Genomic DNA, 8,311 nt, shown 5'->3' with positions numbered 1-8,311 from the left:
TTGTTTAGGCTTACTTACGAAAGTCCTCTCGGACTTTCTTTGTTAGTGTTTTATTTAGTAACTTTATTGCTTAACCGCCGCAAAAAATCTTGTACAAACACGTTGGCATTCATTTCTGGGAGAAAAAAAACAGCTTGAAAATATAAAAATTAATGAAAAAATTAAATCTATTAATTATACTTTTTATCACAATCTCTTGTAAAGAAAATATTAATAAAAATAAGAAAACACCGGAAAACAATTGTAAATCGGAAAAAATTGAATCCGTATTTTTAAAACAATATTTAATAAAAACTGACAGTTGTAATACATTTAAAGAATTCCCTAAAGTTGAATATTTTTTTAAGGAAAAAATTCTAATGACAGGTTTTTCGGAAAGAAATTATAAACAAGGAAAATGGAGTTTTTTTGACAAAAAAGGAATTGAGAAAACATCAGGAATATTTGAAAATTCTCAACCAAAAGGAATATGGAATTTTAAAGATTTAAAAACTATAAATTGGAAACTTTTTGATGATAAAGATGAGAAATATATAATTTCTGCTCCAAGTGATTGGTTTTATTTTGGAGTTGAAAATGCTGAAAGTTATGGAGTTTTAGATAAATATAGTAAAGATGGTAATGATTATAATTTAAAATTGGTAATTACTTCATACAAATTAGATGAACTCGATGAAAATGTAAATGAATTATACAATAGAACATTAAAAGAGTTTAAAAATAATTTTACAGAAATCAAATCGAAAAAAGTAGATATTTCTGAATTTAATGAAGTTTATGAAATTCAATCTGTCGAATTAAATAATGGAAAAAGATATTTAAATACAGAATTAATTTATAGTTTTAAAGATAGATTTTACCTAATATCAATAAGTATAGATGAAAAAGCGAATTATGAATATTCAATAATTAAGGAAATTATGGAAACTTCTTTTAAAGTTTATACAAATTAAAATAGGAATAAAAACGAAATGCCAACACCGTGTAAAAAAAATTGCTTAATTTTAGCTTAACCAAAGTTTGTTGCTTTTTTGTAAACTCCTATTTTCCTGCGGAAAATAGCCGTTCACTTTAAACGCAACTTTCCTTAACACAACAACGTTGGCAACAAGTTAAGAGCAACATTATGAAAATTGACAGAACAATAGAAATTTTAGAAGCATTGGCTTCAGGATGTTCACCTCAAACTGGAGAATTGATTGAAAATGATAGTGTTTTAAATGAAAGAGATGTAATAAGAGCATTAGAAAAAGCAATTTCGGAATTGGAAAGAATTAATCAATCAACAGAATATGAAACTCAACCTTCTGAATTAAAAATTAGTGCAGAAGAAGCCGACAAAGCTATTAAACTGTTTCAAAGTGTTGAATATAATCCGACTTACAGTCGCTTAACTCATTTCTTTTTAAAATCAAAGGAATTTGAATTTCCTATTCTAAACTCAAATGAACTATATGGAAAATATTTTGGTTACTATACTAAACAAGATTTACATAAATTTTTCAAACATTATTTAATTGAAAACGGTTTTTCACTTCACGGAAAAGTTAAAAAAGAAAGAAAACCACAACCTTGGAAAGATATTGACTTTTTCCAAAAAGAGAAATTTAACAATTTGACAGAAAAAGCAATTGACCAACTAAAAAGCAAAATAAACGAAATCGGAATTTTAAAAACAGAAGATTTATCTGAATATATAATTAACTCAAGAGTAAGACACTTTAGAGCCTACGAAAGTTGGACAGACAAAGAAAAAGAATTACTCGAAAAAGCAATGGAATACACGAATGACCTTGAATTATTGTCAGAGTGTTTTCAAAGAGGAATTGGTTCAATCGAATCTTGTGGAAAAAGATTAATTTATGAAAAAAAACCAGTTGCCAACAACGTATAAAATTAATTGCTACTACAAGCCTACTTACGAAAATCCTCACGGATTTTCTATTCGGTTTGTATTTGCTAAATTAGTTGCTTAAAACACGCAACTAATCTTATACAAAACCGTTGTAAAATATTACCGAAAAACATTGAAACTAAGATTCAACATAACTAAACTGATGATAATTCTAATGACAATTGGAATTACTTATGGATTTAAAATATCGGAGAATAATTGCAATTTTGAAAACGGAAAATATAAAGTTGTTTATGATAAAATGTTTACTGAGTACCCAAAATTTGAATTTGAGGTTAATGGATTGAATTTGACAGAAATCAATTCAAAATCAAATAGGAGTTATAAAATCGAGGAAATCGGAGAAAATAATTTTCAATTAAAACCATTGGATAAAAAGACAGATTCACTGACTGAATTCCAAAAAAAATTAACTTCACAAGGAAAACCTTATTATGAGATTACGAATTGTAAAAAAGATACTCTTGAATTTATAATGAGAGTGAATTTACACGTGATTTCACATTCAGGAAAATTTGTGCGAATAGATTGAAAAGACAAAATATAATGAGTAAAAACATTTTACAACACCTCATAAAATTTATGCTTACTTTTAAACTAAATAACAAACTGACAAACATTCAACTAACGATTTGCTACCACCGAAAAATCTCCGATTTTCCAGTCGCACAAATCTTATAAAAACACGTTGGCATTAATATAAAAACCGAAACTAAATGGCAAGAGCAGGAAGACTTTTAAAAGTAGAATCAGAGCTTGAATTTATAGATAGTTATGTAGAAAAAAATGATTTCGACGGAATTAATATGCTGACGAAATCTCACGGAATTGATTGTTACGATTCTTATAAAAGGACTTTTTTAATATTAGCTTCTTCAAAAGGAAATGAATCTATTTTGAACTATATCATTGAGAAAGGAGCTGATATAGATTTTCAAGACAAAAATGGATTTTCTGCATTACATTTCGCTTCTCAAAATAATGAAATTGGAATTATTGAAATTTTGCTAAATAAAGGTGCAAATCCGAATGTTAGAGACTTTCACGGAAACCCACCAATTTGGACTGCTATTATGAACGCAAGAGAGGATTTTTCGATAGTTAAAAAGCTATTAGAAAAAAATGCTGATATTCAAACTAAAAATAATCACGGAAAATCGCCAAAGGAAATGTGGAATTTAAGGTTTAATGACGAAATTGAAAGTCTGCTGAAATAAAATACTAATGCCAACAACGTGTATAATTAATTGCTTTGGCAATTGCCTACTTGGAAAATTCCTTCGGAATTTTCTCGCGTTCGTTTTTGTTTACTAAATTAGTTGCTTAAACACGCAACTAACCATACACAAAACCGTTAGCTTTAATTGTTCCGAAAAATGAAAATTGTAACAGAAAAAATAAATAGCGAACCAAATCATTCCATCTCGAAAAAGGATGTGAAAGCGATTATCGAAATTATTCCTGATGATTGGATTGGAGTTGCTCACATTTTTTCTATTTCGTCTCAACTCTTTGAGAATTCGAATTGGGACAGACCAGTAATTCAGAATAACACAACGTTCAAAATATTATCACGCGGAATTGACCGAAACGAAATAATAAAAGAATTACTAATTGAATTGGCTATTAGACCAACCAAAACGTATCCACCGAAAGGACATTCTTTGACAAAATCACAACGGAAAAAATTAGAGGAATTGATAATGCCATATTATAATAAATTGACTGAATAAAACGGAATTATCACTCAAGCGGAATTTGAGCAAGTTTGCGGAACTGAAAAGCGGAATAACAATAAAACGTGCTCACTCAAATGTGTCACAACTAAAGCTAACAACGTGTATAAAAAATTGCTATTTTTAGCTTAACTAAAAGTTTGTTGCTTTTTTATAAACTTTGATTTTCCTGCGGAAAATCTGCCGTTCATAAAAACGCAACTTTCCATAACACAAACACGTTGGCAACAAGCAAAAAAACGAAGTGAGAAACATTGAAAATTTACTAAAAGAATTAATTCCTCCATCTGATTATCAACATAGGAATGGGTTTAGTAATGAACATATTGTTTTGAGTTTAAATGAAAATGAAAAGACTGAAGTTGAGCGGAAATTAATAGAAATGCTTGAAAAAAATGAAGATGATTTAATCGGAGAAACATTAACAATAATGAAATCTACCGATTCTCTTCCATCTTTAAAAAAAAGGTTGAATTTGTCGAAAAGTCCAGAAATGAAAATTATTTGGGCAAGTTTTATAAACAAAATTAAAAACGGAGATGAAGAAATGAAAAAAATCGCTCTGAATGAATTTGACAATGTTACTGAAAAATACTCAAGAACATTAATATTTTATTATTTGGCTGAATTCAGTGATTCTCGAATAAATGACAAAATTAGGAATTACATAAATCACGAAGATTATTTAACTGCAACTAATGCAAGAACATCGTTAGGAATTAACACATCAGATATAGTAAAACGAGAACAAATAAAAAATGGAATCGGAATAAAAAAATGGTGGGAAATATGGAAATAAAGCCAGTTGCCAACACCGTATAGTAAAAATTGCTAAATTAGTGCTTTACAAAACTAGTCGCTTTTTTGTAAACGTCCATTTTCCTTCGGAAAATAGCCGTTCACTTTAAACGCAACTTTCAATATACAATAACGTTACCCAACATTAAAAACTGAATGAATAGAAGGAAAATCATATTAATCCATTTAGGAATATTCTTTATTCTAACATTACTTTTATTTATATTTTCAGAAACAATATTGAATATTTTTTTAGCAGGAATTCATGATGTAATTTTATGGCTGAAATTGTTGATTTTTGGAACAATTGGAATTTTAATTTCAACAATTATTTCGTGTACAATTTTCATTAAAAAAAGAACAATAAAATGAAAGTAAAACCTGTTTTGATATTAATATTAATTCTGACTTTATTAAGTTGCAATTTTTCTAAAAAACCCGAAAAACTTCCAAAAACTGAACAATATGAAAAATTGATTGGTAAATGGAAAGTAATTAATTCGAATTTCTTACCATTTGAACATATTTCATATTGCGAAAAATTGGAATTGAATTCAATATTTGAATTTAATGAATACGGAGAATTGAAAATTTATAAAAATAGAACAGAAAAACGGAATTGTAACGGAAACCAAAAATTTTGGATTGACAAAAATGAAATTATAGTTTTTGAATCAGACTTTGGATTTCCTTACGAAATACTAAAACTGACTTCTGACTCTTTGAAAATAAAAACTGAACGGATTCCAAAATATTTGTACGAAAGAATGACTATCCAAAATGCCATTGAATTTACTAATGAAAAAATAGAATTTATTAAAGAAAACGGAATAATAATAACATTGGAAAAAACAAAAAACGTTGGGTAACACCGTGTATAATTAATTGCTTTTTACGTGCTTACTTGCGAAAATTCCTGCGGAATTTTCTCGGGTTCGTAAATGTTTGTTAACTTAGTTGCTTAACCACGCAACTAACCATACACAAACACGTTGGCACCAATTAGAGAAAAAATCGCATATAAATGAATAATCCTGAAATTTTTGAAGGAACTACAGTAAATGAAAGACTCTATTTATCTGGAATGATGAATGAGTTTGAAAATGCTATCAAAAAAGATAATAGGAATATTGCTTACAGAATTTTAAGAGAGCTGAAAGTTGACGAACCTTCAATAATTTTAACAGTTGGTTATACAAAAGAAAATATGAAATATCCGAATGCTTGGGATTTTCCGAATGAAAATTCTAACAAACTGAAAAATGAAAATAATGCTACTTTGGAATATTCAAACCTATATGAAATTGGAATGGGAGCGCCAATAAGCGGAATTTGCAAACTCAATAGAAAAGGAGAAAATACTGTTCTAATTGGAAATAATTGTGGTGGACCTGGATTATGGAATGAATCTGGACTAAAAATAGCAATTCCAATTTGGGAAAATTCGTTTTTTAAAGGAAAAATTCAGAAAATAGGAATATTTGACTTGGAAAAAAATACTTTAACTAAATATAAAAAGAAATTTAGAGTATTAAATTTAGAGACATTTAAGGAAAAAACAATTAAAGGAATTGACAGTCCAATTCATAAATCTAAAAATATCGAATTTAACATTGAAAATGAAAAAATTGAGAAAATTATCGAAATAAAAATAACTGGTGGCAACACCGTATAAACTTTATTGCTGGTTTTAGCTCACTTGGGAAATTCCTCCGGAATTTCGCCGTTCGTGCTTTATTTACTAAATTCACTGCTTAAACAACGCAACAAAGCTTATACAACAACGTTGTACGCAAGCTGAAAAAACATTATGTTGGAAAGTTTACTATTCATATTATTAATCTTTACAGGTGGAATATTTCTGCTAATTTCTCTAATTGTATTGTTATTTGGAATATTTAAGAAATCTCAAAAACTAAAAAAAATTGCATTCGGAATTGGAACAGTACCAATAATGTGTTTTGGTTTAATTGCATTTTGGTATTTAATTGCTGTTCCATCTTTTAATAAAAGTGAAATGGAGGAATTTTCTGGAACTTATGAAATTCAAACTGTTGAAAAAGGAAAAGAAAAAACTAACTCTGAATTGAATTTATTTGCAGACGGAACTTATAAATTTAAGGGAAAGGAAAATGTTGGAATTGCTAAAAGCGGAACTTGGAAAACAGGAGGAATTGATGGACAATTTGAATTTTATGACGAAAATGGAAATTTAATTGAATATGCTTCACAATTTGGAGGAAATGGAAACGAAAAAATCATCTTTAATCTTTACGAATCGAATGAAATTAGATTTATAAAAATAAGGAATGAATAAAAGCCTGCGTACAACACCATATATAATTTATTGCTGGCTTCTTGCTTACTTACGAAAATCCTCGCGGATTTTCTTTGTCTGTAATTATTTACTAAATTAGTTGCTTAAACCACGCAACAAACCATATACAACAACGTTAGGCACAATTATGAAAATGAGACTCTTATGACTAAAAAAATAATATTATATATTTTACTATTTATAAGTCAAGTTTCATTTGGACAGGAAATTTCAACAAGCTTAAAAAATTATTTTTCTATTAAGGAAATCAAGGAATTAAATGTTATTACAGATTTTTTTCAAAAAGAACTTTGTGGAAATTCCAAAAGAAAGAATTTTGGAAAATGTGTCAAAAAAATAATTCCAAAAATTGAAAAATCAGGAGGTACTTACATAGCAAAAAAAATAAATTTTAGAAGACAGAAAAATCTTTTGAAGAAAATTTCATTAAGTACGTTTAGAAAAATATGGAGTGGATGTAGAAATTGGAGTGATTACGAACCCAAATACGAATACTACAGTCTTTGCTTTAGTGGTAATGAGAATTATATAAAATTTGTTCGTGAATTAGGAAAAACCAGTGGATATCTTATGAAATATGCAGAAACTTTAGACGTAGGTGGTTTGGGAAATCTAAACTTTATCGCAACAAATATTTTGGAATATCCCAAATCAATGAATATTGAAAACAGAGGTGTTCAAATTGTATTTGCAATTCATTATTTAACACAAAATGACATATTAAATAAGGGAAAAAAAGCATTTAAAATAATTGAAAGATATAATAGAAAAAAAGGTGAAAAATAAAAAACAGTGCCTAACACCGTATAAAAAAAATTGCTAAATTAGTGCTAAATCAAAGTTAGTTGCATTTTTATCAACTTCTGAATTTCCTTCGGAAATTCCTCGCTGACAAAACCGCAACTTTCCTTATACAACAACGTTGTAGGTAATAAAAATAACGAAATGGAATTTGAACCAGAATATATAAGTGGAATTGGTAAAGTTTTGATTTTAACTTTATTAATTTCTGTTTTACCAAATTACTTTTTGGGAAATGAAAACCCATATTTACTATTTGGAATATCAATTATTCTATTTCCAATCATTCTAAATCTGAAAAATAAAAAATGGATTAAAAGAGTGAAAATTGACTCAAAAAGAGCTGAATTTAGAATTGAATACCCAATGAATCTTATTGGAAATAAAAAAATGAATCTTTCATTCTCTGAAATTGAAAAAGCAACATATTATGAATATATGATTAGAACACCAGCTCACTATAAAATTGAATTTAATGGCGGAAAATTACGATTTAATTGTAGTGAAAATGAATCTAAAAAAATTAGTTCTATTCTCAAAACAAATGGAATTGAAACGAACTTTTATCATCAGGAAAAAGAAGTTGGATATAGATAAAATACTACCTACAACACCATATATAATTTATTGCTGGCTTTTTGCTTAATTACGAAAGTCCTCGCGGACTTTCTTTGTCCGTAATTATTTACTAAATTAGTTGCTTGAAACACGCAACAAACCATA

General features: G+C 28.0%; 11 protein-coding genes. All 11 read left to right on the top strand.

Annotation, left to right across the window (positions count from 1 at the left end):
- Nucleotides 1-152: 152 nt before the first annotated feature.
- The 11 genes from MC378_RS14840 (at nucleotide 153) to MC378_RS14790 (ending at nucleotide 8,185) form a co-directional block, all read left to right on the top strand.
- Entirely contained in the window at nucleotides 153-953 is an 801-nt protein-coding gene (locus tag MC378_RS14840; protein ID WP_242179581.1) for a hypothetical protein, read from the top strand.
- A gap of 173 nt (nucleotides 954-1,126) precedes the next feature.
- Nucleotides 1,127-1,894 carry a hypothetical protein gene (locus MC378_RS14835; RefSeq protein WP_242179580.1) on the top strand — a complete coding sequence of 256 codons (768 nt, stop codon included), beginning with the start codon at nucleotides 1,127-1,129 and terminating at the stop codon, nucleotides 1,892-1,894.
- A gap of 175 nt (nucleotides 1,895-2,069) precedes the next feature.
- A complete protein-coding gene (locus tag MC378_RS14830) occupies nucleotides 2,070-2,447 on the top strand; it encodes a hypothetical protein (RefSeq protein WP_242179579.1) in 378 nt (125 codons plus the stop codon).
- A 184-nt stretch (nucleotides 2,448-2,631) separates the two neighbouring features.
- On the top strand, nucleotides 2,632-3,132 hold the full coding sequence (locus MC378_RS14825; RefSeq protein WP_242179578.1) for an ankyrin repeat domain-containing protein: 501 nt from the start codon (nucleotides 2,632-2,634) through the stop codon (nucleotides 3,130-3,132).
- A 159-nt stretch (nucleotides 3,133-3,291) separates the two neighbouring features.
- On the top strand, nucleotides 3,292-3,648 hold the full coding sequence (locus tag MC378_RS14820) for a hypothetical protein (protein WP_113786746.1): 357 nt from the start codon (nucleotides 3,292-3,294) through the stop codon (nucleotides 3,646-3,648).
- Between the two features lie 247 nt (nucleotides 3,649-3,895).
- Nucleotides 3,896-4,450 carry a hypothetical protein gene (locus MC378_RS14815; RefSeq protein ID WP_242179577.1) on the top strand — a complete coding sequence of 185 codons (555 nt, stop codon included), beginning with the start codon at nucleotides 3,896-3,898 and terminating at the stop codon, nucleotides 4,448-4,450.
- Nucleotides 4,451-4,817: 367 nt separating this feature from the next.
- A complete protein-coding gene (locus MC378_RS14810) occupies nucleotides 4,818-5,318 on the top strand; it encodes a hypothetical protein (protein ID WP_242179575.1) in 501 nt (166 codons plus the stop codon).
- 155 nt (nucleotides 5,319-5,473) lie between these two features.
- A complete protein-coding gene (locus tag MC378_RS14805; RefSeq protein WP_242179574.1) occupies nucleotides 5,474-6,124 on the top strand; it encodes a hypothetical protein in 651 nt (216 codons plus the stop codon).
- A gap of 138 nt (nucleotides 6,125-6,262) precedes the next feature.
- The gene (locus MC378_RS14800) at nucleotides 6,263-6,766 is read left to right on the top strand and encodes a hypothetical protein (protein WP_242179572.1); all 504 of its coding nucleotides are present in this window, start codon (nucleotides 6,263-6,265) and stop codon (nucleotides 6,764-6,766) included.
- Nucleotides 6,767-6,931: 165 nt separating this feature from the next.
- Nucleotides 6,932-7,573 carry a hypothetical protein gene (locus tag MC378_RS14795; RefSeq protein WP_242179570.1) on the top strand — a complete coding sequence of 214 codons (642 nt, stop codon included), beginning with the start codon at nucleotides 6,932-6,934 and terminating at the stop codon, nucleotides 7,571-7,573.
- 159 nt (nucleotides 7,574-7,732) lie between these two features.
- On the top strand, nucleotides 7,733-8,185 hold the full coding sequence (locus MC378_RS14790; protein WP_242179569.1) for a hypothetical protein: 453 nt from the start codon (nucleotides 7,733-7,735) through the stop codon (nucleotides 8,183-8,185).
- Nucleotides 8,186-8,311 lie beyond the last annotated feature (126 nt).

It is taken from the genome of Polaribacter marinus, assembly GCF_022662535.1.
GTDB classification, from domain to species: Bacteria; Bacteroidota; Bacteroidia; order Flavobacteriales; family Flavobacteriaceae; genus Polaribacter; species Polaribacter marinus.
This window is presented reverse-complemented; position numbering and strand designations above follow the sequence as displayed.